This window comes from Devosia sp. P3_B2, from assembly GCF_056402875.1.
Genome location: NZ_JBFUGO010000003.1, coordinates 304,521 through 325,011, shown reverse-complemented (window position 1 = coordinate 325,011; position 20,491 = coordinate 304,521). Strand labels below are relative to the sequence as shown.

At 65.6% G+C, this 20,491-nt stretch carries 24 protein-coding genes; 10 read left to right on the top strand and 14 right to left on the bottom strand.

Annotation, left to right across the window (positions count from 1 at the left end; all coding sequences use genetic code 11):
* Positions 1-41 precede the first annotated feature (41 nt).
* Entirely contained in the window at positions 42-1,847 is a 1,806-nt protein-coding gene (gene lepA, locus AC1DV8_RS07115; RefSeq protein WP_477151450.1) for a translation elongation factor 4, read from the bottom strand.
* 148 nt (positions 1,848-1,995) lie between these two features.
* Between lepA and AC1DV8_RS07110 the strand changes: the two genes are divergently transcribed.
* From AC1DV8_RS07110 to AC1DV8_RS07090, 5 genes are all read left to right on the top strand, one after another.
* On the top strand, positions 1,996-2,469 hold the full coding sequence (locus AC1DV8_RS07110; protein WP_477156971.1) for a hypothetical protein: 474 nt from the start codon (positions 1,996-1,998) through the stop codon (positions 2,467-2,469).
* Positions 2,470-2,556: 87 nt separating this feature from the next.
* Entirely contained in the window at positions 2,557-3,024 is a 468-nt protein-coding gene (locus tag AC1DV8_RS07105; protein ID WP_477156970.1) for a DUF1579 domain-containing protein, read from the top strand.
* 99 nt (positions 3,025-3,123) lie between these two features.
* Entirely contained in the window at positions 3,124-3,759 is a 636-nt protein-coding gene (locus AC1DV8_RS07100) for a DUF4389 domain-containing protein (protein ID WP_477156969.1), read from the top strand.
* A gap of 86 nt (positions 3,760-3,845) precedes the next feature.
* Positions 3,846-4,322, top strand: coding sequence for a DUF1203 domain-containing protein (locus tag AC1DV8_RS07095; protein ID WP_477156968.1), 477 nt, complete (start codon positions 3,846-3,848; stop codon positions 4,320-4,322).
* A gap of 25 nt (positions 4,323-4,347) precedes the next feature.
* The gene (locus tag AC1DV8_RS07090) at positions 4,348-5,181 is read left to right on the top strand and encodes an extensin-like domain-containing protein (RefSeq protein ID WP_477156967.1); all 834 of its coding nucleotides are present in this window, start codon (positions 4,348-4,350) and stop codon (positions 5,179-5,181) included.
* 126 nt (positions 5,182-5,307) lie between these two features.
* On the opposite strand, the gene AC1DV8_RS07085 is transcribed toward AC1DV8_RS07090, so the two are convergent.
* Positions 5,308-5,784 carry an anthrone oxygenase family protein gene (locus tag AC1DV8_RS07085; protein ID WP_477156966.1) on the bottom strand — a complete coding sequence of 159 codons (477 nt, stop codon included), beginning with the start codon at positions 5,782-5,784 and terminating at the stop codon, positions 5,308-5,310.
* Between the two features lie 79 nt (positions 5,785-5,863).
* Between AC1DV8_RS07085 and AC1DV8_RS07080 the strand changes: the two genes are divergently transcribed.
* Positions 5,864-6,514, top strand: a complete 651-nt coding sequence (locus AC1DV8_RS07080) for a TetR/AcrR family transcriptional regulator (protein WP_477156965.1) — start codon at positions 5,864-5,866, stop codon at positions 6,512-6,514.
* Positions 6,515-6,516: 2 nt separating this feature from the next.
* On the opposite strand, the gene AC1DV8_RS07075 is transcribed toward AC1DV8_RS07080, so the two are convergent.
* The 3 genes from AC1DV8_RS07075 to AC1DV8_RS07065 all read right to left on the bottom strand — a co-directional run bounded on the left by AC1DV8_RS07075 (position 6,517) and on the right by AC1DV8_RS07065 (position 7,450).
* Positions 6,517-7,026, bottom strand: coding sequence for a GNAT family N-acetyltransferase (locus tag AC1DV8_RS07075; RefSeq protein ID WP_477156964.1), 510 nt, complete (start codon positions 7,024-7,026; stop codon positions 6,517-6,519).
* 8 nt (positions 7,027-7,034) lie between these two features.
* Positions 7,035-7,178: a hypothetical protein gene (locus AC1DV8_RS07070; RefSeq protein WP_477151459.1), complete on the bottom strand. Its 144-nt coding sequence runs from the start codon at positions 7,176-7,178 to the stop codon at positions 7,035-7,037.
* Positions 7,179-7,288: 110 nt separating this feature from the next.
* Entirely contained in the window at positions 7,289-7,450 is a 162-nt protein-coding gene (locus AC1DV8_RS07065; RefSeq protein ID WP_477151460.1) for a hypothetical protein, read from the bottom strand.
* A gap of 96 nt (positions 7,451-7,546) precedes the next feature.
* Between AC1DV8_RS07065 and AC1DV8_RS07060 the strand changes: the two genes are divergently transcribed.
* A complete protein-coding gene (locus tag AC1DV8_RS07060; RefSeq protein ID WP_477156963.1) occupies positions 7,547-8,464 on the top strand; it encodes a LysR substrate-binding domain-containing protein in 918 nt (305 codons plus the stop codon).
* 64 nt (positions 8,465-8,528) lie between these two features.
* Here AC1DV8_RS07060 and AC1DV8_RS07055 read toward each other — a convergent pair whose 3' ends face one another.
* A complete protein-coding gene (locus AC1DV8_RS07055; protein ID WP_477156962.1) occupies positions 8,529-9,395 on the bottom strand; it encodes an SMP-30/gluconolactonase/LRE family protein in 867 nt (288 codons plus the stop codon).
* A gap of 179 nt (positions 9,396-9,574) precedes the next feature.
* On the opposite strand from AC1DV8_RS07055, the gene mbfA reads away from it, so the two are divergent.
* The gene (gene mbfA, locus AC1DV8_RS07050) at positions 9,575-10,558 is read left to right on the top strand and encodes an iron exporter MbfA (protein WP_477151463.1); all 984 of its coding nucleotides are present in this window, start codon (positions 9,575-9,577) and stop codon (positions 10,556-10,558) included.
* 46 nt (positions 10,559-10,604) lie between these two features.
* Here mbfA and AC1DV8_RS07045 read toward each other — a convergent pair whose 3' ends face one another.
* The 5 genes from AC1DV8_RS07045 to AC1DV8_RS07025 all read right to left on the bottom strand — a co-directional run bounded on the left by AC1DV8_RS07045 (position 10,605) and on the right by AC1DV8_RS07025 (position 14,543).
* Entirely contained in the window at positions 10,605-10,739 is a 135-nt protein-coding gene (locus tag AC1DV8_RS07045) for a hypothetical protein (protein ID WP_477151464.1), read from the bottom strand.
* An 84-nt stretch (positions 10,740-10,823) separates the two neighbouring features.
* Complete coding sequence (locus AC1DV8_RS07040) at positions 10,824-11,708, bottom strand: lipid kinase (RefSeq protein WP_477156961.1); 885 nt, start codon at positions 11,706-11,708, stop codon at positions 10,824-10,826.
* A 74-nt stretch (positions 11,709-11,782) separates the two neighbouring features.
* Positions 11,783-12,418, bottom strand: a complete 636-nt coding sequence (locus AC1DV8_RS07035; RefSeq protein ID WP_477151466.1) for an FMN-binding negative transcriptional regulator — start codon at positions 12,416-12,418, stop codon at positions 11,783-11,785.
* Positions 12,419-12,477: 59 nt separating this feature from the next.
* On the bottom strand, positions 12,478-12,921 hold the full coding sequence (locus AC1DV8_RS07030) for a GyrI-like domain-containing protein (RefSeq protein WP_477151467.1): 444 nt from the start codon (positions 12,919-12,921) through the stop codon (positions 12,478-12,480).
* Positions 12,918-14,543 (bottom strand): GMC family oxidoreductase, encoded by a 1,626-nt coding sequence (locus tag AC1DV8_RS07025; protein WP_477156960.1) that lies wholly within the window; start codon positions 14,541-14,543, stop codon positions 12,918-12,920. Before AC1DV8_RS07025 ends, AC1DV8_RS07030 begins: the two co-directional genes overlap by 4 nt.
* A gap of 181 nt (positions 14,544-14,724) precedes the next feature.
* Between AC1DV8_RS07025 and AC1DV8_RS07020 the strand changes: the two genes are divergently transcribed.
* Positions 14,725-15,642 (top strand): hypothetical protein, encoded by a 918-nt coding sequence (locus AC1DV8_RS07020; RefSeq protein ID WP_477156959.1) that lies wholly within the window; start codon positions 14,725-14,727, stop codon positions 15,640-15,642.
* A 6-nt stretch (positions 15,643-15,648) separates the two neighbouring features.
* On the opposite strand, the gene AC1DV8_RS07015 is transcribed toward AC1DV8_RS07020, so the two are convergent.
* From AC1DV8_RS07015 to trhO, 3 genes are all read right to left on the bottom strand, one after another.
* Positions 15,649-16,974, bottom strand: a complete 1,326-nt coding sequence (locus AC1DV8_RS07015; RefSeq protein WP_477156958.1) for a phenylacetate--CoA ligase family protein — start codon at positions 16,972-16,974, stop codon at positions 15,649-15,651.
* A 126-nt stretch (positions 16,975-17,100) separates the two neighbouring features.
* Entirely contained in the window at positions 17,101-18,036 is a 936-nt protein-coding gene (locus tag AC1DV8_RS07010) for a LysR family transcriptional regulator (protein WP_477151471.1), read from the bottom strand.
* A gap of 292 nt (positions 18,037-18,328) precedes the next feature.
* Positions 18,329-19,324, bottom strand: a complete 996-nt coding sequence (gene trhO, locus AC1DV8_RS07005; protein WP_477156957.1) for an oxygen-dependent tRNA uridine(34) hydroxylase TrhO — start codon at positions 19,322-19,324, stop codon at positions 18,329-18,331.
* Between the two features lie 60 nt (positions 19,325-19,384).
* On the opposite strand from trhO, the gene AC1DV8_RS07000 reads away from it, so the two are divergent.
* Positions 19,385-20,410, top strand: coding sequence for an aldo/keto reductase (locus AC1DV8_RS07000; protein ID WP_477151473.1), 1,026 nt, complete (start codon positions 19,385-19,387; stop codon positions 20,408-20,410).
* Positions 20,411-20,491 lie beyond the last annotated feature (81 nt).

The window sequence follows — 20,491 nt, the reverse complement described above, 5'->3', positions numbered from 1 at the left end:
AGGGAGAGGGGGCGCGGCGGTGCACTTGGGGGCGTCGAGGCTTACTCGTCGCCCATCTTGAGGGCCTTGATGAAGGCTTCCTGCGGGATTTCGACGCTGCCGAACTGGCGCATCTTCTTCTTGCCGGCCTTCTGCTTCTCGAGCAGCTTGCGCTTACGGGTGGCGTCGCCGCCGTAGCACTTGGCCGTCACGTCCTTGCGCATGGCGCGGACGGTTTCGCGGGCGATGATCTTGCCGCCGATGGCGGCCTGGATCGGGATCACGAACAGATGCGGCGGGATCAGGTCCTTGAGCTTTTCGCACATGATGCGGCCGCGCGTTTCGGCGACGTTGCGGTGCACCAGCATCGAGAGCGCGTCGACCGGCTCGGAATTGACCAGGATCGAGAGTTTTACCAGGTCGCCCTCGCGGTAATCGGCGAGCGTGTAGTCGAAGCTGGCATAGCCCTTGGATATGGACTTCAGCCGGTCGTAGAAATCGAACACCACCTCGTTGAGCGGCAGGTCGTACTCGACCATGGCGCGGTTGCCGACATAGGTCATGTTGCGCTGGATGCCGCGCCGGTCCTGGCAGAGCTTGAGGATCGAGCCGAGATACTCATCGGGGGTGAGGATGGTCGCCTTGATCCACGGCTCGCTGATGTGGTCGATGCGCACCACGTCCGGCAGGTCGGCCGGGTTGTGCAGCATCAGCGTTTCGCCATTGGTGAGGTGGACCTCGTAGACCACCGACGGGGCGGTCGCGATGAGATCGAGGTTGAACTCGCGGCTGAGGCGTTCCTGGATGATTTCGAGATGCAGCAGGCCGAGGAAGCCGCAGCGGAAGCCGAAGCCGAGCGCGGCGGAGGTTTCCATCTCGTAGCTGAAGCTGGCGTCGTTGAGCCGGAGCTTGCCCATGGCGGCGCGCAGTTCCTCGAAATCCGAGGCGTCGACCGGGAAGAGGCCGCAGAACACCACCGGCTGCGCCGGGCGGAAGCCGGGGAAGGCGCTGGCGGTGGGGCGCCGATCGTCGGTGATGGTGTCGCCGACATTGGTATCGGCCACTTCCTTGATCGAGGCGGTGAAAAAGCCGATCTCGCCGGGGCCGAGTTCGCCGATATCGACGAGTTTCGGGGTGAACACGCCGACGCGGTCGAGCTCGTAGGCCGCGTTGGCATTCATCATGCGGATCTTCTGGCCCTTCTTCACCGTGCCATCGATGACGCGGATCAGCACGACGACGCCGAGATAGGTGTCGTACCAGCTGTCGACCAGCAGCGCCTTCAGCGGCGCGTTGATGTCGCCCTTCGGCGCCGGCAGGCGCTCGACGATGGCCGCCAGTACCTTGTCGATGTTGAGCCCGGACTTGGCGGAAATCTCCACTGCGTCTGAGGCATCGATGCCGATGACGTCCTCGATCTGCTGCTTGATGCGCTCGGGCTCGGCGGCGGGCAGGTCGATCTTGTTGAGCACCACCACCAGCTCATGGTTGGCATCCATGGCGTGGTAGACATTGGCGAGCGTCTGCGCCTCGACGCCCTGGCTGGCATCGACGACCAGGAGCGAACCCTCGACGGCGGCCAGCGAGCGCGACACTTCGTAGGCGAAGTCGACGTGGCCCGGCGTGTCGATCAGGTTGAGGACGTAGGTCTCGCCGTCGGTGTGCTTGTAGCTCAGCCGGACGGTCTGCGCCTTGATGGTGATGCCGCGCTCGCGCTCGATATCCATCGAGTCGAGCACCTGCTCCTTCATCTCGCGCAGCTCGAGGCCGCCCGTCAGCTGGATCAGCCGGTCGGCCAGCGTGGACTTGCCATGGTCGATATGGGCGACGATGGAGAAATTGCGAATATGGTCGAGGGGCACGGACATGTCCGGCTGATAGCAGACGGGCGGCGGCGGGCAAAGATGGTTTATCGGGGGTTAACAGTGCGGGAGGCGCAGGGTTAACGCGGGGGCGTCGCGCTTGCGAGGCGCGCGGCGAGTCGACTACACATCGCCGGTGTTTCAGGGGATGCGTATGCTCAGAGTGTTTTCGACGGCGCTGGTGCTGCTGCTGGCGACGGCTGCCGGTGCCGCAGAGTGGGCCTACGAGGACGGCGGCACCCCGATCGCCTATTTCGACAATGGCGACGCGCAGTTTCAGTTCGCCTGCCGCGGCGGCGACCTGGCGATGGGATTCTGGGTGCGGGCCCCGCATAAGCAGGTGAGCGGGGCGCGTGCGATGAGCCTCGCGATCACCCCCGATCCGCCAGCCGGGGCCACCAGTTTTGCCCAAGACATGCCGCTGATCCACAGCGACGGCAGCTCGGTGATCGTCCGTGGTCCGGTGGCGCGGCAGTGGGCTCGGATCGCGCAGCGCGCCAAGGGCAACATCCGCGTCGCCTATGTGCGGACCGATGCGCAGGGGAAGCACGCATTCTTCGACAGCAACGATTTCGGGGCAGACGGCTCGTCGGCGGCGATCACCAAGGTGCTCGACAGCTGCGGCTGAGGGCCAAAGCCTGACATCGGGTGGCGGGAGTCTGCGGTATTGCTGTTCCCGTGTCGTCGCGATCGGGCGGCGGCGGGGAGATGACGGATGGCTAGCGAGACGCAGCAGGGCTTTGCCTTCAACCACGGCGACTGGGTGGTGACCAACCGGCGGCTGAAGCAGCGGGGCGTCGGCTCCACCGAGTGGGACGTGTTCACCTCGTACGAGACCGCGCAGCTGATGCTGGGCGGCATGGTGTCGGTGGACGAGAGCGATTTCCCGACCAAGGGTTTCCGCGGCATGACCTTGCGCATCTACAACCCCGAGCGGGACGAGTGGGCGATCTACTGGATCAACTCGGCCAAGGGCGTGCTGGAGCCGCCGGTGTTCGGCCGCTTCGAGAACGGTCGCGGCACCTTCGCCGGCGACGACATGGATGACGGCCGGCCGGTAAAGGTGCTGTTCGACTGGAGCGGCACCGATACCCAAACGCCGCGCTGGAGCCAGGCCTTCTCCTACGATGGCGGCGCCAGCTGGGAGACCAACTGGATCATGGAGTTCCGGCGGCCAGACTAAGTCGCAGCCCTCGGGAGTTGATGTCGCCCTGCTCCCCTCGAGCATGCTAGGATGCGCGCGCGGCGCGGGGGCGCGTCCACATCAGGCGGGGGACGGACAATGGCAGATGGCAGCGACTACGCGGCACGTTTGGAGGTCGATTACCCCGGTCCCATGGACCGGCTGACCACGTTCTTCCGGTTGATCTGGGTGATCCCGATCGCGATCGTCCTCGGCCTCCTCTCCGACAGCGGCGGCTACTACTACTATGACGCGGCCGGCCAGGCGGTGCGATCGGCGGGCGGCGGCATCACTGCGGGCTTGTTCCTTGCCACTGTGCTGATGCTGGTGTTCCGGCAGCGATATCCGCGCTGGTGGTTCGACTTTGCGGTGGAACTGGCGCGCTTCAGCTCGCGGGTCGGCGCCTATCTGTTCCTCCTGACCGACAAGTACCCCTCCACCGTCGATGCCCAGTCCGTTCATCTCGAGGTCGACTATCCCGAGGCGGAAAAGCTCAACCGGTGGTTGCCGCTGGTCAAATGGCTGCTGGCCATCCCCCACTACATCGTGCTGGCGGTGCTCGGCGTCGTCGTGCTGCTGGCGACGATCGTGGCGTGGTTCGCGATCCTGTTCACCGGAAACTACCCGCGCGGCATGTTCGACTTCGTCGTCGGCGTCGGCAGGTGGGCAGCGCGGGTCTGGGCCTATGCCTTCCTGCTCGTCACGGATGTCTATCCGCCGTTCAGCCTGCGCTAGTTCGCGGACCTGAGACCGTCAATCCGGGTCGCGTCTTGGCCCGGGCGCATGGTTCTTTCCGGCCATCAGAGCCGAGGAGAACCACCATGACGCTGTTGTTTTCAGGAATGCCCTCTCACCTCGCTGCCGCCTATCGGGCCGGGGCTCCGGATGCCAATGGGCAGGTGCCGGAGCGGCGGGTTTCGGATGGTGATGGGGTGCCCTGCCGCCATTGCCTCGAAAATGTCGGGGCCGGCGAGGCGTATCTGGTTCTGGGCTATAGGCCGTTTCCGGGGCCGCAGCCCTATGCCGAGGTGGGACCGGTGTTCATCCATGCCGAGGAATGCCCAGCCTACTCGCCGGCCGAGGGGCTGCCTGAGCGCGAGAGGCATGGCAGGAGCGGACGCATCTTGCGCGGCTATGGCAGAGACGACAGGATCGTCTACGGAACCGGTATCGTGGTGGGGAGTGATCGCATTGAGGCTGAGGCGCAGGCGATCCTCGAACGGCCCGATGTCGCCTATGTCCACATGCGCTCGGCCACCAATAACTGCTTCACCCTGCGGATCGACCGCGCAACCTGATGCGGGGTCGCCGCGTTCGGGCTTCATGCGGTTCATCCTTGCCATCCTCCTCGCGACCTCGTGCTTTGCCGCCCTGGCCCAAGAAGGGGCCGGCACGGCCGTTCCCCTGCCCAAGCCGCGGCCCGCCGAGTTCTCCGCCAAGCCGGCCGTGAAGTTGCCGCGGCACCGCCCCGCGGCGCCGGCCGACAAGCCGGATCAGCCGGAGAAAGGGCCCGCCGCCGTGGTCGTCGGGCCGCCGATCGACCCCGATATCCATATCACTAAGGCGAACGTGCCTGCGGACCCCGTCGCCCCGCCGCGCGTCTACCAGACCGCTTGTCCGGCGGTGCTGCTCGGCCGGGTCGAGGCCAAGGCGTTGCCGCCGATCTCGGAAGCGCAGTGTGGGATGCAGTCGCCCCTCTCGGTCACGGGAGTGCTGGCGAACGGACGGATGGTGCCGGTGTCGGGCGGCGTCCAGACCGATTGCGGCGTCGCGTCGGCGCTATCGGGCTGGATCGAACAGATCGACAGCTACGCGCTCGCCAAGGAGAATACGCGGATCGCCGAAGTGGTGGTCGGCACGTCGTACATGTGCCGCAACGTCAACAATGGTAGCGGCGGCAACCTCAGCTTCCACGCCCTCGCCGATGCGCTCGATGTGGTCGGCTTCAAGCTGGAGGACGGCCGCTTCGTCACCGTCGAGGGCGGTTGGACCGATGCGCTGTCTTCGGAAGGCCGGCTACTGCGCTTCGCCCACGATTCCGCCTGCGCGCACTTCACCACGGTACTCGGGCCGGAGGCCAACGCAGAGCATCACGACCACCTGCATGTGGATCTCGGGTGCCACGGCAAGACCTGCACGGCGCGGATGTGCGAGTGAACCTTCGTCACCCAGGACGTCATCGCGGCCGCCACTCTCACTGAACGCGGAGAGACCTCAGGATGGGCCTCGGCCTTCGGCGGGGTGGGTGGGAGAGAACGAGTTCCAGTACCGTTGTTCGCCCCATCAGGCGCTGCGGTCGGTGAACACGGCCGCAATCAGCAGCAGCAGCGCTACGATCGTCGCGCCCAGCCTGGCCGCGTGCCAGCTCCACCAGCTGTTGCGCAGCTGCTCCCAGTCGGCGGGCAGGGTGGTGGCCGACCAGCCCATGACGGTGTCGTTGATCGGCTGGTTGAGGAAGCGGGTGATGAGCCCGGCGACGATGAGGCCGAGGGCCGCCGTGGCGTAAAGCGCCAGCACCATCGGCCGCTGTCGCGACAGCACCGCGAGAACCACCAGCAGCACGATCGCCGCGAGGCCCATCAGCGGCAAGAGCGTGTTGAGGCCGCGCACCGCGCCCTGGTGGACCTCGACAAAGGTCGTGGGGGAATAGCGGGTGACATCGTAGCCGAACCAGATTCCGTACATGCTACCGGCCAACAGGCCCACAAGCAGCAGGGAAAGCACTTGTCCGGTGGTGGATAGATAGCCGAGGCCAGGCATAGGATGAGTGCTCCTCTCGACGATGGGGGAGTAATTACATACAGTGGCACTGTAGTCAATATAGCGATGACGTATCCAATTGATCGAGCCGGTTGAACCTCGCAGGAAATACCAGTCGCGCCTGCGCCAGCAGCAGGCGGCCGATACGCGTGGGGCTATGGTGGCCGCAGCGCGAGAACTGTTCGTCGCGAAGGGATGGCAGGGCACGACGATCGCGGCGGTGGCCCGCCAGGCGGGGGTATCGGCGGAAAGCGTCTATGCGGTCTTCGGCAACAAATCCGCACTGTTGCTCGGGGTGATCCAGGCGGCGGTGCGTCGCGGCGATCCGGCGACGCCGCTGGTCGAGCAGGCAGGGCCGCGGGCCGTCGCTGCCGCTCCCGACCAGGCTGCCGTGCTGCGGCTGTTCTCACGCGATATCGCGCAAGTGCTCTCCGCAGTGGCCGAGATCGTGGCGGTGATGCGTGTCGCGGCGCAGTCCGATCCCGAGGTGGCGAAGGTGTACGACGCCATCCATGCCGGGCGGCGCGAGAACCTTGCGCTGGTGGCGAAGGCGCTGGTTGCACACGGGCCGTTGCGGGATGGCATGACTGAGGCTCAGGCCCTGGCGCAGATCTGGCGCCTGGCGAGCCCGGAGTTGTTCCTGATGCTGACCGGGATCGAGGGCCTTACGCCGGAGCAATACGCAGACTGGATCGAGTACACGCTGGGGCAATTGCTGCTCCCGACTTAACCTCACACCAGCGGCGAGTTGTCCTTGCGCATGTAGGCCACCACCATCGGCGTGCCGTCCTCGAACTGGTATTCGGCGCGGCCGCTGACGTGGTAGCCGAAGGCCGAGTAGAAGCTTTTGGCATTGAGCGAGGCGCGGATGCGCAGGTCATGCACGCCCTGCGCCGCGGCCGCCGTTTCCATGGCGGCGAGCAGCTTTCGGCCGATGCCTTGCCGCGCCGCGTCGGGCGCCACGTAGCAGGCGAGGATTTCACCCGCTTCCGGCATGACGATGCCGAAGCCGACCAGCTCGCCGCCGCGCTCGGCCAGCAGTGTCAGGCCGCCATCTTCCTGGCTCTCGCGATAGCGCTGCTCGGCGCTCGCCAGCGTTACCGGCGGACTCCAGCGCTCCAGCACTTCGCGCGGATAGAACGGCGCGGCCAGCGCGTGCACCGAGACGTGGTGCAGCGCGGCGATCGCCAGCGCGTCGGCCAGCCGCGCCGGTCGGATGAGGATGGGCGGGGCGGCGCTCATCGCACAGCCTAGAGCGCGTCGTCTTCGCGGCGGGGATGGTGCGTGGGCAGGTCGGCCCAGTCGCGTGGCGTCCAGCTATTGGACCAGTCGCGGGTCTTGGGTTTGTTGGGCGAACGGCTACGCAGCTTCGAAAACAGGTCTTTCATCTTCATCTCTTCTCTCCCGGATCGGGAATTGCCGTTATCGGAAACGGCTAGGGCGGCCGATCTAGTGACCGGCCGCTGAACGCGTCATGAACTGGGTTGTCAGGCTTCGGGGCGCCTCAGGCGCCGATGCAGTCGTCGAGCCTCGGATGATACACCGGCAAGTCGGCCAGTTCGGTCGGGCTCATGCTGCTGAGCGGGTCGCTGCGCTGATCGGCGACGGCCTCCACCTCGAAGAAGCGCGCCAGCCAGATACGCATGCTGATGAACATTTTGTACATTTCCAAGCCTCCTTTCCTGAGGGTGTGACCGTGTTATGAGCCATGAAGCGGCCCGCGCCAATCGACAAGACTTGGTCCGGGGTGTAGAAAAACTATATGGCAAATCCATTCTCGATTCCGCTCAATGCCGTCCGTGCCATCGAGATCGTGGCGCGGCGCGGGGCATTGGCGCCGGCTGCCGAGGAGCTTGGCGTTACCCCCGGTGCGGTGAGCCAGCACTTGCGGCGGGCCGAGGAGCGGCTGGGGCTCGAGCTGTTCGAGCGGACGCCGCAGGGGCTGAAGCCGACCGCCGCGCTGCGCCAGATCCTGCCGCAGCTGTCGAGCGGCTTCACGGCGCTGGCCGATGCGGTCGGCAGCCTCAGGGCCGGCAATGAGAACGTGCTGACGCTGACCGTGGGCAGCGTGTTCGCGTCGCGCTGGCTGATCTGGCGGATCGCCAAGTTCAACAAGCTGCACCCGGAGATCGAGATACGGCTGGTGGTGACCGGCAACATGATCGACCTCGTGCACTCCGACATCGACGTCGGCATCCGTTTCGGCCGCGGGAAATGGGCCGGGCTGAAGGCGGAGCTGGTGGGCGGCGCGCGCTACAGCCCGGTGGCGGCGCCGCCTTTGGCGAAGCTGCTGCGCTCGCCGGCCGATCTGGCGAAGGTGCCGCTGATCCGCGACACCGCCTCGATGCTGCCCTGGGAGCCGTGGTTCGCGGCCGCCGGCACGCCGCCGATCGAACTGGCGGGACCGCGCTATGACGATCCGGCGCTGGCGTTCGATGCGGCGATATCGGAGCAGGGCGTGCTGATGGCGGTCGACATGATGTCGGCCGACGCAGTGAGCGACGGGCGGCTGGTGCGGCCGTTCGATGTGTCGGTGGAGAGCGAGCTGGGCTATTGGCTGATCGTCGCCGAGGGGCGGCGCGAGCCGAAGAAGGTACGGCTGTTCCGTGAGTGGCTGCGGGCCGAGGTGCCGGACTCGGCGGAGGGATATGTGGCGCAGGTGAAGCGGCGAGAGGGGTGAGGGGCTCTGTAGCGGGGGAGACGCTGGTGCGGGACACGCACCAGCCCATCCCCCGCGCAGTCGCTTACTCCAGCTTCAGCGCCACTAGCTCACCCGTCTGCATCAGAGGCACATAGAGCATGTTGCCTTCGGCCCAGAGGTCGGCGGCTCCGGCAACGAGGGTGGTGATCGGTGTCGCCTTGCCGTCGGCGTAGCGGTAGATGGTGCCCGACGGGTTGTCGTCGAAGATGATGGCGTCGCCGACTTTGGCAACGCCGTCCGTCATGCTGAGCTCGGTGGCGCCGGCGGAAGGCGTGAGGGTCTTGGTGGCCGGATCGACCGAGAGCAGGCCGCCCTTGGTGGTGACCGAGAAGTCCTCCTTGAGGCCGGAGCCGAGGCCGCCGACCAGCAACTGGCCGCCATCGATGAACAGCCCGTTGGGCGACATCAGTTTCTCGTCGGCGAGCCATTTCTCGGCCTTGCCGCCTTCCACTCGGAAGATGGCCTGCCCGAAGGTGTCGCTGACATAGATGACGGTGCCGTCGGTGGCGACGTCGTTGGCCATCATCGCCCCCTCGAGCGGGTGCGTGGCGACGATCGAGCCGTCCGAGAGCTTGACCTCGACGAGGCCGGTGGTGTCGGCGACGAACAGGCTGTCGCCGATGATCGCCATGCCCTTGGGATCGGAAAGCCCGGTGACCCATTGCTCGGTCACCAGCTTGCCCTCCGGCGAAACGATGGAGAGATAGCCGTCGGTGCCGCCATCCGGCCCGAAGGCCCCGATATTGTCGATGATCAGGCGGTTGTTGGCTTTGTCGAAGATCACTGATTCCGGCGTCTTGAAGCCACCCAGCCGCCAGGCTTCGGTGGCGGTCTGGGCCGAGGCAGAGAGCGTGCCGGCGACCAAGAAGCCAAGTGAGAGGCCGAGTGCGAGGCTCAATTTCAGGAGCATGATCATTCCTCCGCTATCACGTGTTGGCCGGACTTCGCCGCTTCGCGGTCCGGCGCGCGACGTTAGACCGCGGCAACCAAGGATACGCCTTTGCTCGACATCAGCGAAGGGAATGCACCAGGCTTGTCCGGCCAGTGATCAGGCATTAGAATAGTTCTAAACTAAGCGGCTAGAGCATTATGTTTGCACGACTTCTGCATCCCAACCGGCGTGACTTCAGCTCGCTGGACGAACGCGAGATCCTCTCGTTGGCGGTTGCCGCCGAGGAGGAGGATGGGGCGATCTATGCCGAGATCGCCGAGCGCTTCGCCTCGCGCTATCCCGCCACCGCCAAGGTGTTCGAGGGCATGGCGGTGGAGGAGGACGGGCATCGGCGCCGGCTGCTCGACCTCTACGTGCAAAAGTTCGGCTCGCGCCTCGTGCCGATCCGGCGCGAGCATGTGCGCGGCTTCATCGAGCGCAAGCCCGTCTGGCTGATGGAGACCATGAGCCTAGAGGCGGTGCGCCAGATGGCGTTCGAGATGGAGGCGGCGGCATCGCGCTTCTACACCGAGGCGGCCGGGCGGACGACCGACGTCGAGGTGCGAAAACTCCTCGGCGACCTCGCGGTAGAGGAGCGCGAGCATGCCAACCTCGCCGGAAAGCTGGAGGAGCAGGCGCTGGGGGCAGAGGAGCGGGCGGCGGAAAAGAGCGAAGAGCACCGGCAGTTCCTCCTGACCTATGTGCAGCCCGGGCTGGCCGGGCTGATGGACGGCTCGGTGTCGACCCTGGCGCCGGTGTTCGCCGCGGCCTTCGCCACCGGCAACACCTGGGCCACCTTCCTCGTCGGCCTCGCGGCAGCGGTGGGCGCCGGCATCTCGATGGGCTTTACCGAGGCGGCGGCCGATGACGGCAAGCTCACCGGGCGCGGCTCGCCGTTGACGCGCGGCGTGGTCACCGGGGCAATGACGACGCTGGGCGGGCTGGGGCACGCGATGCCCTACCTGATCCCGCATTTCTGGACCGCGACCGGCGTCGCGGCGGCAGTGGTGGTGATCGAACTCTGGGCCATCGCCTTCATCCAGAACCGCTACATGCAGACTCCGTTCTGGCGCGCGGCATTGCAGGTGGTGGTGGGTGGCGCACTGGTCTTTGCCGCCGGAATTATCATCGGCAGCGCTTGAGTCCGGCGGCGGCCTCGGAGCCCGGGCCGCCGGCTATGCGCGTCGCTCAGTTGGCGACGACGAAGAAAACCACAAAGAACAGCACGGCAAACAGCGCGACCAGGAACGGCCATGGCAGCAGATGCAACTCGTGCTGGGTCTCGAGCCCGTGGTCGAGATTTTCGTGGCGGATACCTTGCATACGAGGCCTCCCGTCATCACGCCGGGGCCAGCGGAGGCTCCGGCTGCGGCGATAATAGCACCGCCGGCGCGCGCGACAAACACCCTAGCCAGGTGGCGCGAACACCGTGATCGCGCCGGGCCGGATGCGGAAGTGGGCCGGGGTCTGGGTGACGATATCGCCGTCGAGATTTACCGGCCGCGGCTTTTTGGTGCGGATGTCGAACTCGATGCAGCGGGCCGTGCGCACTTCCTCCCACGCGCCATGCGTGCCGGAGCGGAAGGCGCGCAGCATCAGCGCCAGCTTCCAGACATTGTCGATCTCGAGGCTATAGAGGTCGAGCGTGCCGTCCTCGATGCTGGCATCCTGCTCGATCACCGTGCCGCCCCCATAGTGCCGGCCGTTGCCGACGGCGATCTGGTAGGTTTTGACCTGCGAGGTGCCTTCGCGGTTGATGATGGTGGCGCTGAACGGACGGGCCTGCATCAACACCTTGAGCGCGCCGATGGCATAGCCGAGCCGACCCCAGCGGCGCTTGGTCTCCGCACTGAGCCCCATGGCGAGATCGGCGCCGATGGTCGCGACGTTGAAGAACGGATGGCCGTTGACGTCGCCGAGGTCCACCCGGCGCTGGTTGCCGGCGATGATGATATCGGCGGCGAGGTCGAGCTGGGTCGGGATTTCTAGCGTGCGGGCAAGATCGTTGGCGGTGCCCATCGGCAGGATGCCCATCGGCAGGCCCGCCGCGACGACGCCATTGGCCGCGGCGTTGATGGTGCCATCACCACCGCAGACGATGGCGAGGTCGGCCTCGTGCCGGCGCCGGACGATATCGGCTGCAACCTCGCCGGGCGAGCTGAACCGCTCGATCGCCACGTCGATGCCGCCGGCCTCGAGCCGCGCCGCCACGGCATCGAGGGATTCGGTGCCGCGCCGTGCATTGGGATTGACTAGCATCAGTGCCCTGCGGCGCGCGGGTAAACTCGTCATCGTGCGGGGGCTTTCGCTATGGAAAGGCCCTAGGTGGAGGCCGCGACGCCGAAGCGCAAGTGCGGCCGGTCGGCTCAGACGCCGCCGCGCGCCTTCACCAGCTCGCGCATCGCCGGCGCCTGTGCATCGGCTTCCGATGCAAGCCCGTGGGCGACGCCGACCCGGTCGAGTTCCGGTCGGTTCTGGCTGGCTTTGAACTTGGCCTCGATCGCCGAAATCTCGATCTCGATGCCGACGATGCCCTTGAGCTGGCCGGCAATGAAGGCATCGGGCGCATCGCTGACCGCCCAGGGCTTGGCGCGACGGCCCTCGTGCTGATCGGTGAGGGCGGAGACGTTGGCGTGGAGCCATGCCGCATCCTCGATCACCCGGGCGGCGCCGCGAGCCTGCACGATGGCGTAGTTCCAGGTCGGCACGACTTTGCCGTCCACGGCCTTCTGCGGATACCAGCTAGGGGTGATGTAGTGCTCGGCGCCCTGGAACACGACGAGCGCCTGCGGCGCGTCGAGCAGTGCTTTCCATTGCGCGTTGCCGCGCGACATGTGGCAGCGCAGTGTGCCGAACGGCCCTTCCTCCGGATAGATCAGGAACGGGATCGGGTTGGCGAGGAGGCCGTCGCCGTTCGAAATCAGCAGCCCGAGCGGGTGCGCCGCGATGAAGGCGTGCTGGGTGGGAACGTCGGTCTCGCGGAAGGCTGGTGGCTGGTACATCGGGTGCCTCGAAAACGCTGCTGGATGGCCTTGTTACGCAATGGTGGCTGAACCGGGGCTTAAGCGATCCGCAGCGGTTCCGGTTCGAGCGCCACGTGCAGCTCATGCCGGCCCGGCGGCAGGCCGGGCGCATAGCCGAAATCGAGCTTGTAGTCGGTGGCGTTGAGGCCGGCCACGGCGGCGTGGGCATAAAGCTTCTCGAACCCGGCCGCGATATCGACCAGCGGGCCGTCATGCGTGATGCGGAGGTACCGCTGCGCCGGGATGACGAGGCGCGTCATGCCCTCGGGCACCTCGGTCTTCTTGGCTGCGAGATAGCCGACCAGCTCGCGATAGACGCCATGCTCACGCGAGATCGACACTTCGAGGAACGAGGTGGCGCCGGTATCGGTCTCGAACAATCGGGTCCACGCGGCGGGGATCGCGCGGGGCAGGTCGTTCCAGTGCGCCTCGACCAGGATGCCGATGGCGACCATCTCGGGCAGTTCAACCGTCTCGATCAATGGCCGTAGTCCTCTGCGATCAGGGTGGCGGCCTTCGAGCCGATCGCCATGGCAATGGCATTGGTATTGGCCGAAGGGATGGCGGGGATGATCGAGCAATCGATGACCCTGAGGCCCTCGATGCCGCGGACCTTGAGCCGGGCATCTACCACGGCCATCGGATCGTCGTCGCGCCCCATCTTCAGCGAGCCCGACGGGTGGTAGTTGGTCTTCACCGTTTCCTGCGCGAAGCGGGTCAGGCCGTCGTCGTCGGTGACGCCGGGCCCAGGCAGGATCTCTTCCTTGATCTTCGACAGGAACGGCTCGGTCTCGAGGATATTGCGCGCGAAACGCATCGATTTGAGCGTCAGGCGCAGATCATCGGGATCGCCGAAGAAGTTGCAGTTGACCAGCGGCTGGGCGCCGGGATCGGCCGATCGCAGGCGTACGCTGCCGCGGGCCTTGGGGCGCAAGAGGCACGAGGTGAAGGTGACGCCCCAGGTGGGTTTGGCCTTCGCCACGTCGCGATCCTGATAGACGATCGGCGCGCAATAGAGCTGGATGGTGGGGCGCTCGCCGCCATCCGGATCGTAGAACAGGCAGGATTCGATGCCCGTGGTGGTGACTGGCCCCGAGTTGAACAGCATGTATTGCAGGCCGTTGCGAACCATCGGCCAGCCCCTGTCCTCGCCGAAATAGCCCGACTTGCCCTTGGTCGTCGCGATCACCGGGACCTCGTGGTGATCCTGCAGGTTCGAACCCACGCCGGGCAAGTCGGCGACCACCGGGATCTGGAAATCGGCGAGGTGATCGGCCGGCCCGATGCCACTCAGCATCATCAGCTTGGCCGAGTTGTAGGTGCCGGAGGCGACCAGCACCTCGCGCGCCGCATACGCCTCGTGCTCATCGCCATCGTGGGTATAGGCGACGCCGACGGCGCGACCGTTCTTGATGAGGATGCGATTGACCTGGGCATCGGTGACGATGGTCAGCCGCTTGTCGTGCGTCAGCGGATCGAGGAACGCTTTCTTGCCGTCCGATCGCTCCTTGTAGCGCCCCCACTGCCCGTAGGTGTGCTGCATGATGCCCACCCCGTTCTGCCGCTCGCCGTTGAAATCGGGGTTGTAGCGGTGGCCGAGCCCCTGCACGGCGAGCAGGAAATCCTCGGTGGTGTCGGAGATGTGGCCCGGGTCCGAGACGCGGAGGTCCCCCGAGATGCCGTGATAGTGGTCATTGAAGCGGGCGTTGCGCTCGAGGCCTTTGAAATGCCCGAGCATGTCCGAGTACGACCACTCAGTGGCGTTTCCGAGCCCGGCCGCCCAGCCGTCATAGTCTTCCTTCTGGCCGCGCATGTAGACCATGGCGTTGACCGAGCTGCCGCCGCCGAGCGCCTTGGCCACCGGCACGATCGGTGCCCGGCCGCCGAGCTGTGGCTGTGGCACCGTCTTATGCATCTCGAGGAACGTGTCCTGCGCCAGGTACTTCATGTAGCCGGCCGGCATCGCCATGATCCGGTTGGTCGAACGCGGACCGCGCTCCAGCACCAGGACCGAGAGATCGAAGTCGCGCACCAGCCGCATCGCCGCAACCGATGCCGCCGACCCGCCACCACAGATGACGAATTCGAAACTGCGTTTAACCATGCGCACCACCCTGCACGGCGCCCGTTCTAGCGGGCCTGCGGGGCGTTGGATAGGCCGCTATCGTTGTCGGCCTGCAGCAATTCGGCAACGCACTGGATGAAATATCTGAGTAAAAGCGACAGCCGTCTTGCCAGTTTTCATGGGCAATGCAAATCTTTAGCGCAGTTGTTGAGGGCGGACCATGTCAGTTGTACGAGCGACTAAAGCAGCGCTGCTCGCCAGCGTGTTTTCGATTCCGTTTGGTTTTGCGGCAAACGCCGCCGACCTGATTCTCTCGCCCGAGCCGATTGCCGACCAGTATGTCGACCTGGTGCTGCCGGCGGTTTCGGACATCAACGGCAAGCTGGAAATTGATTTCGGCGGCATCAGCGACCCGGCGAGCGCTACGTTCCGCGCGGCCGCGTCGGTATCGGTGCCGATCGGCGAGCGCTTCGGCGTGCAGGGCGACGTCGCCGTCGGCAACATCGACGGTGAGTGGCTGGCAGGCGGTGCGCTCCACGCCTTCACCCGCGATCCTTCGTCCTACCTGCTCGGCGTCACCGCCGGCGTGGTGGTGGCCGATGGCTCGCGCCTCGCGGCAATCGGCCCCGAGGCGGAACTCTATCTCGACCGCATCAGCCTCGAAGGCTGGGCCGGCTGGGCAGCGATCGACTATGACGACGTGCTGATGCCGGATGAGAACGGCTTCTTCGCCATCGGCGACATTGCCTATTACCCGACCGACGATTGGCGCGTCAGCCTCGGTGCCGCCTCGATCCTCGGCCGCGAGTCGCTGAAGCTCGCGACGGAATACCAGTTCACCGGCTTTGGCCTGCCGCTCTCCGGCGTCGGCGAAGTGCGCGCCTACGACACCGGCGCCTACAGCTTCCGCGTCGGCATCAAGGGCTACCTCGGCGACCCGGACAAGAGCCTCATCGACCGCCACCGCCAGGACGACCCGCCGAACCGCGCGCTGGATCTGTTCAGCGCGGCTGGGGATTTGGTTACGGCGGAGCACGATCCGGTGCCCGAGGACTTCGACACAGAAGTGGCATGCCAGAACGCCGGCTTCTGGTGGGACTTCGAGGCATCTGTGTGCCGCGAGATGCCTCCCGCCTGAGCTTAGCTAGCGCGCTGGCGTCTCGTCTGCCTCGTAGAGGTACTCCATGTATTTCCCCGACGCTGTCAATGGGATGGCGTCGAGGCGCTTGAACACGATCTTGGCGTCGTCGAAGAACCACTCCCGGAAGGCAGTGGCCACTTCGGCTTCGTTTCCGCGCCGATCGGGATCGACAGGGACGTAGCGGATTTCGAAGTCAAGTGGGCCAACCTGGGCGAACTGCCACATCCGGGCGTCCAGTGTCTGATGGTATTTCTCGGGGAAGCCGCGGGTGCGCCTCCGGCCATCTGGGTGCCTGAACATGTGAACCACCCTTCCATCCAGCGAATGCAACACCGGCAGGTTGCGACCGCAGTCGCATGGCGGCCCAAATGTAGCCATGTCGCCCTGATCGTAACGGATCAGCGGCTGGGCGGTGTTGTAGAACGGTGTGATGACGACGCGTCCGCTCACACCTGGTGGGACCGGTCGTCCCACTGCGTCCACGATCTCGATCAGAACGCGCTCCGCGCACACATGGTAGCCATGGCCGACGGGGCAGGGGTGCGCCATGTGCGCCCCCTCCTTCGAACTGTAGAGGTCAACGATCTCGGCCCCGAAGGCGCGGCGACACACGTCGCGATCCTCACTATCAACGGGTTCACCGTTGACGAGTATATGTGAAACCGCTGGACGTAGGCCGCGCTGTAGGGCCTCGAGGCCAAGGATACGACCAACCTTCGTGCTGCCGATCGCAACATAGGGTGCACCGGTGCGGATAACGAAGTCGAGCTGATCCGCGCTGGACCACTTCCTGGTCATGCGGAAGATGCGTCCACGCCTGGCCGCTGGATCCCAAGGCGGCCCCCAAAACCCTTCTTCGACTCCATCTGGCGGCACGACGTCTGTCTCGACGCCATTGCGGAGGCACATCACTTGGCTGAAGTCGAGCCCAGCCCAGACATTGGCCCGCCAGCGCGCCGCATCTGAACTTATCTTGGTGAGTTTGGTGAGGGTGGTCGTGACCGGATGACCTGTCGATCCCGACGATTGGATGGTCCCGACGGGACCATGTCCTCGCGGCAACAACTTGGCCTGCATGGCGTCACGATGATCGATCAGATCCGAGCGCTTGACGATCGGCAACTCGGTCCATTTGTCCCAGTCGATGGAGCCGTCTCGCGCAAACACTGCATCGAGCCGATTCTCGTAAAATGGCACCTGGGTCTTGGCGTGCCTGAGCAACTGCTCGATCTGGCCACGCTGATACGCCTGCATCTGCGATGGGGACCAATACTGGCTCTCCATCAACATATCGAACAGCTCATGCTGTAAGTCGCGCGCCTCGGTCATGACGTCACTAGAGCGGAGGCTTGCGGCGGGTGCAAGTCGGACCATGCCGAGCCTTGCTGCGCACGTCCCACCCTTGCGGGGAGGGACCGAGCGTGGGGTAGTGCCGGCCTCGCTGCCGGCAAGCCGTCAGGCCGCGTTTGCCGCCTCTGGCGGCAGCAGCGTCGATTCGAGGATCGTGCCGTTCCTGGTGCATTCGGCGGCGATCTCCACCGCGAAGTCGCGCAGCATCTCGCGGTCGAGCACCGAGGCGTTGCGGACCACCATGGCGATGTCGCGGTGCACCGGGTCGACGTCGGATGGCGTGATTTCGGTGAGGCGGCCGGCGGCGATGTCGTCGGCGACGGCCGAGTAGACGAAGAAGCCGACGCCCTCGCCACGGATGGCGATGCGGCGGGCGGGGCCCGTGGGCAGTTCCACCGACACCGGGGCGCGGCGGAACAGCGCCAGCGCGGCGTCGGGGAAGACCTGCCACCAGTTGATCGAAATGAGCCGCGGCACGCGCTTCAGCACGTCCTCGATCTTGGGTTCGAGCCCCAGTTCGGCGGCGATCTGCGGCGTCGTCACCATCGGCACGCGTTCGCGCATGACCAGCAGCGGCACGAGATCGGTGATCAGCGGATCGAGATTGGGCCAGCAGAGGATGCCGAGCTCGATGTCGCGCTCGCGCAGCATGGCGGCGATCTGGCTCTGGCGGCCCTCGTGGATCACTACGTCGACCGAGGGGTATTTCTGCTGGAAGCGCAGCAGAGATTCGGTGACCAGCGGTGAGACGAGGCTGCGCAGCGAACCGATGGAGACGCGGCCGCGCTCGACCCGGCGCAGCGCTTCCTTCGCCTCCTGCGCAGCCTGGAGGATGCGGCGGGCATAGGGAAGGAACGTCATGCCCTGGTCGGTGAGCGCGATGTTGCGGCCGCGATGGAACAGCGGCACGCCGAGCAGGTCCTCGAGCGCCCGCATGCGCATCGACACCGTGGCCTGCGTGACGTTGAGCTTGGCCGCGGCTTTGGTGAAGCTCAGGTCCTGCGCGATCCGGTCAAACGTCTTGATCTGGTCGAGGTCCATGGATCGGCTCGGCTTATGAGAACTGTGCCCTGCGGCCTCGGATGAGGCTTTCACATTGGATATGCTGATAGTGCTGAGGGCGCTTGTCAATAAGAATATGTCAGTGTGGCTGACCAATAGGAGCCAACGATCGTGCGCCTTGTGCATCCGCGCTCCTCGCACCCACCCCAGTCCTGCCCGTCAAGGGGAGGGTGCTGGCCGGTGATATTGGCTGGATAGCGTGTCAAACTGGATGCGGCACCTCCCCCTCTGACGGGGGAGGATGGGTAGGGGTGAGCGGAGCCCTTATTTCTCAGTCGGCCGACTGCCTCCGCCGTGCCAGCTTCGCTGCCTTGTTCCGCGCCGCGGTGGCCGCCGCGTCATCGCCGAGATGCGCCTCTCCCCTCGCCCGGGCCAGTTCCATCTGCCGCTCGCGTTCCGTCGCTCCGGCGGGAGCGGCCTCCGCGCATTCGCGGCACAGCGAGCCGACGGCCTCGTCGGGCATCATCGGGTTGCGGCAGGCGCGGCAGAGGAGGGCTTCGCCTTCCTTGAGGCCGTGCACCACCGAGACGCGCTCGTCGAACACGAAGCACTCGCCGTTGAATCGGCTTTCGGTTTCGGGGACGGTTTCGAGGTACTTGAGGATGCCGCCCTTGAGGTGAAACACCTCCTTGAACCCCTTCGACATCAGGTAGCTCGAGGCCTTCTCGCAGCGGATGCCGCCGGTGCAGAACATCGCGACCTTCGGATGCTGCGCCGGATCGAGCTTGGCCACGTAGTCCTTGAACTCGGTGAAGCTTTGCGTCTTGGGATCGCGGGCGTTGGCGAAAGTGCCGAGCTTCACTTCGTAGTCGTTGCGCGTGTCGATTAGCGTCACGTCGTTGCGGCTGATCAGGCTGTTCCAGTCTCCTGCTTCGACATAGGTGCCGACCTGTCGGTTGGGGTCGGCCTCGGGGGCGCGCAGGGTGACGATCTCGGGCTTCAGCCGGACCTTCATGCGGAGGAATGGCATCTCGCTGGCGGCGGAGAATTTCGCTTCCGCGCCGGCGAGGCGTCCGGCCCACAGTGGGGCGGTTTCGAACCACGCCATCAGCTCGTCGATTGCGGCGGGTATGCCGGCGACGGTGCCGTTGATGCCTTCGGGGGCGAGGATGAAGGTGCCGCGGATGCCGCGCGCGCAGCAGAACAGCGCCAGCTCCGGCTTCAGCTCGGCGCAATCTTTGAAATCAGCAAACTTGTACAGCGCCAGCACCTTGAAACGGTTCAGGCGTTCGAACAGATTGGCGGCGGTTTCTAAAAGCTCGGACATCGCGGCGGGTGTAGCATCCGGCGGCTGCAACGAGCAAATCGGCTAAATTCGGAGGATGAGATGACCTATCGGGCCAGCGACGCTCGCTATGGCGACATGCAATATCGTTACACCGGACGCTCGGGCCTGAAGCTGCCGGTGATCAGCCTGGGGCTGTGGCAGAATTTCGGGGGCACGCGCGACTATCCCAGCGCCTTCGAGATCCTGAGCTATGCCTTCGACAAGGGCATCACCCATTTCGACCTCGCCAACAATTACGGGCCCCCGCCGGGTGCCGCCGAAGAGCTGTTCGGCGACGTGATGGCGCGCGATTTCCGCCCCTATCGCGATGAGATGATCATTTCGTCCAAGGCCGGCTGGACCATGTGGGAAGGCCCCTATGGCGACCGCGGTTCGCGCAAGTACGTCATCGCGTCCGCCGACCAGAGCCTCAAGCGCATGGGGCTCGACTACTTCGACATCTTCTACTCGCACCGCTACGATTCCGAGACGCCGCTCGAGGAGACGATGGGCGCGCTGGCGCAGCTCTACCGGCAGGGCAAGACGCTCTATGTCGGTATCTCGATGTACCCCGAGAAGCAGACGCGCGAGGCGGTGCGGATCCTTGGGGATATGGGCGTGCCCTGCCTGATCCATCAGCCGAACTATTCGATCCTCAACCGCTGGATCGAGGAAGACGGGACGATGGCCGCCTGCGCCGACGAGGGCGTCGGCATCATCGCCTTCTCGCCGCTGCAGCAGGGCATCCTGTCGGGCAAGTACAACAACCTGAAGGGCAATCTGAGCGGCACTCGCGCTTCGGAGAACTACTCGCTCTCGGCCAACCGGCTGGAGCCGCGCATTCTCGAGGCCGTCGACAAGCTCGGCGAGATCGCCAAGGCGCGGAAGCAAACCATGGTGCAGCTGGCGCTGGCCTGGGTGCTGCGGAAGAAGGAAGTGACCTCGGCGCTGATCGGGGTGCGGACGCTCGAGCAGCTCAAGGATTGTCTCGGTGTGATCGACAACCTGGAGCTGTCGGCCGAGGAGATCGCAGCGATCGACGCGGCCGCCAAGGGCGGGATGATCGATAGTCGTCCGGGGCGCTGATTACCTCTCCCTTGAGGGGAGAGGTCGTCCAAGGCCTGGAACTCGATCTCGCAAGAGAGGGGAACGTGGAGGGCACGATGG

Excerpts from the sequence above, each read along its gene's own strand:
- AC1DV8_RS07100 (WP_477156969.1), top strand. The coding sequence starts at position 3,124 with ATGGCAGATGGCAGCGACTACGCGGCACGTTTGGAGGTCGATTACCCC.
- AC1DV8_RS07000 (WP_477151473.1), top strand. The coding sequence starts at position 19,385 with ATGACCTATCGGGCCAGCGACGCTCGCTATGGCGACATGCAATATCGT.
- lepA (WP_477151450.1), bottom strand. The coding sequence starts at position 1,847 with ATGTCCGTGCCCCTCGACCATATTCGCAATTTCTCCATCGTCGCCCAT.
- AC1DV8_RS07075 (WP_477156964.1), bottom strand. The coding sequence starts at position 7,026 with ATGAGCGCCGCCCCGCCCATCCTCATCCGACCGGCGCGGCTGGCCGAC.
- AC1DV8_RS07095 (WP_477156968.1), top strand. The coding sequence starts at position 3,846 with ATGACGCTGTTGTTTTCAGGAATGCCCTCTCACCTCGCTGCCGCCTAT.
- AC1DV8_RS07045 (WP_477151464.1), bottom strand. The coding sequence starts at position 10,739 with ATGCAAGGTATCCGCCACGAAAATCTCGACCACGGGCTCGAGACCCAG.
- trhO (WP_477156957.1), bottom strand. The coding sequence starts at position 19,324 with ATGTCCGAGCTTTTAGAAACCGCCGCCAATCTGTTCGAACGCCTGAAC.
- AC1DV8_RS07025 (WP_477156960.1), bottom strand. The coding sequence starts at position 14,543 with ATGGTTAAACGCAGTTTCGAATTCGTCATCTGTGGTGGCGGGTCGGCG.
- AC1DV8_RS07035 (WP_477151466.1), bottom strand. The coding sequence starts at position 12,418 with ATGTACCAGCCACCAGCCTTCCGCGAGACCGACGTTCCCACCCAGCAC.
- AC1DV8_RS07110 (WP_477156971.1), top strand. The coding sequence starts at position 1,996 with ATGCTCAGAGTGTTTTCGACGGCGCTGGTGCTGCTGCTGGCGACGGCT.
- AC1DV8_RS07020 (WP_477156959.1), top strand. The coding sequence starts at position 14,725 with ATGTCAGTTGTACGAGCGACTAAAGCAGCGCTGCTCGCCAGCGTGTTT.
- AC1DV8_RS07040 (WP_477156961.1), bottom strand. The coding sequence starts at position 11,708 with ATGACGAGTTTACCCGCGCGCCGCAGGGCACTGATGCTAGTCAATCCC.
- AC1DV8_RS07060 (WP_477156963.1), top strand. The coding sequence starts at position 7,547 with ATGGCAAATCCATTCTCGATTCCGCTCAATGCCGTCCGTGCCATCGAG.
- AC1DV8_RS07105 (WP_477156970.1), top strand. The coding sequence starts at position 2,557 with ATGGCTAGCGAGACGCAGCAGGGCTTTGCCTTCAACCACGGCGACTGG.
- AC1DV8_RS07055 (WP_477156962.1), bottom strand. The coding sequence starts at position 9,395 with ATGCTCCTGAAATTGAGCCTCGCACTCGGCCTCTCACTTGGCTTCTTG.
- AC1DV8_RS07015 (WP_477156958.1), bottom strand. The coding sequence starts at position 16,974 with ATGACCGAGGCGCGCGACTTACAGCATGAGCTGTTCGATATGTTGATG.
- mbfA (WP_477151463.1), top strand. The coding sequence starts at position 9,575 with ATGTTTGCACGACTTCTGCATCCCAACCGGCGTGACTTCAGCTCGCTG.
- AC1DV8_RS07010 (WP_477151471.1), bottom strand. The coding sequence starts at position 18,036 with ATGGACCTCGACCAGATCAAGACGTTTGACCGGATCGCGCAGGACCTG.
- AC1DV8_RS07065 (WP_477151460.1), bottom strand. The coding sequence starts at position 7,450 with ATGTACAAAATGTTCATCAGCATGCGTATCTGGCTGGCGCGCTTCTTC.
- AC1DV8_RS07085 (WP_477156966.1), bottom strand. The coding sequence starts at position 5,784 with ATGCCTGGCCTCGGCTATCTATCCACCACCGGACAAGTGCTTTCCCTG.
- AC1DV8_RS07070 (WP_477151459.1), bottom strand. The coding sequence starts at position 7,178 with ATGAAGATGAAAGACCTGTTTTCGAAGCTGCGTAGCCGTTCGCCCAAC.
- AC1DV8_RS07090 (WP_477156967.1), top strand. The coding sequence starts at position 4,348 with ATGCGGTTCATCCTTGCCATCCTCCTCGCGACCTCGTGCTTTGCCGCC.